2 protein-coding genes are annotated in these 1,675 nt (G+C 43.7%); both read right to left on the reverse strand.

Annotated features, from left to right (window positions below; genetic code table 11):
* Positions 1–1,152 (reverse strand): SNF2-related protein (locus AC3AYF_RS20725; protein WP_487780360.1); only part of this gene is annotated, 1,152 nt, incomplete at its 3' end.
* Positions 1,153–1,179: 27 nt separating this feature from the next.
* The coding region (locus tag AC3AYF_RS20730; RefSeq protein WP_487780361.1) for a DbpA RNA binding domain-containing protein at positions 1,180–1,675 on the reverse strand (496 nt) is incomplete at its 5' end.

A 1,675-nucleotide genomic window follows, 5' to 3' on the forward strand; every position in this document is an offset into this window, starting at 1 on the left:
CAGATAGTCAATCACGGCCTGTTGTATGGCTTTATCACTCTGGATGTGTTGTTGGGCATCGTCAGCTAATAAATGTTCGACTAATTCACTGACCGGTTGATAATTGGTTTCTTCCTGCTTGAATTTTACCAAATCATGATAGCGATCCGGATCCAAAAGACGTAAGCGGGCAAAATGGCTTTCCACGCCTAATTGCTCAGGTGTAGCGGTTAACAATAATAGTCCGTGAACTTTGCGCGCTAATCCCTCAATGGCAAGGTATGCTTTACTAGCTTGCTGTTCATTCCATTGCAAGTGATGCGCTTCATCAACAATCATCAAATCCCAACTCGCAGCTAATGCATCAGCATAAATAGCGGGATTTTCAGTCAACGAGGACAGACTACATAAAATTAATTGGGCACTTTCAAAGGGATTACCTTCATCACTCTCTACGATAGCGGCATGGCGTTCATCATCCATAATGGTAAATTGCAGATTAAAACGTCTTAACATTTCAACCAGCCATTGATGAACTAGACTATCCGGCACAATAATGATGGCTCGGCTAGCGCGGCCAGTAATCAATTGTTGATGCAAAATCAACCCCGCCTCTATCGTTTTTCCTAAGCCTACTTCATCAGCCAACAACACCCGTGGTGCGTATCGTTGTGCAACCTGATTGGCAATATACATCTGATGCGGTAAGGGTTGAACTCGGGCACCGGTTAAACCAAAGACCGGCGATTGTTGTAGTCGATGTTGATGCCCCAGTGTGGCCATGCGTAATTCAAACTGACTATTTTTATCAACTTGGCCGGCAAATAAACGGTCTTGAGGCTGACTAAACTGTACATGGCTGTTGAGGTCCATTTCATGAATACTGACCTCCTCCCCCGCTTCATCTAAACCTTGATAGACATAACATTCATTAAACTCATGCCTTTCAGAGATAGTAAAAACACGATCTTCATTCGTACTGACGGTATCACCGACCGGATAAATAACACGGCTTAATGGCGCAATATCTGCGGCATAGGTACGTTGTTCACCTACTGCTGGAAATAGCACTTCAATACGACGCCCTGAAATCTCCTTAATCAAACCAAGTCCAAGCTCTGCTTCGCTATTACTTACCCAACGTTGTCCAATTGCAAATAGTGTTTCTGACAAACTTTTCGCGCCTCTTAATTATTACTGTTATCGAATTTGACGAGCGCGAATAGTACGCCCTTTTACTTTGCCTTGTGCCAAATAATTCATCGCTTGGCGTAATGCAGTTCGCTCAACGGCCACATAACTCGACATATCAAAAATATCGATCTTGCCAATATCACTGGCAGCTAATCCTGCATCGCCGGTTAACGCACCTAAAATATCACCCGGTCTGACTTTATTTTTTCGTCCGGAATCCAGTTGTATAGTCACCATGGCGGCTTGTAAGCTGAAGCCAGGATCGCGATCTAATGATTCAGAAACATCACAACGACAAGGTTTTTTCTGATAATTTTCTATCGCATTAACACGATTTTGTTCTGATGCGGTGAAAATACTTAAGGCATGGCCTTTTTCTCCGGCACGTCCCGTACGGCCTATTCTGTGCACATAGATTTCAGGGTCACGTGGCAGTTCATAATTAATAACCGCTTGCAGTGATTTAATATCCAAACCACGTGCAGCTACATCAGTAGCAACC

The sequence above is a fragment of the Salinicola sp. genome (assembly GCF_982684285.1).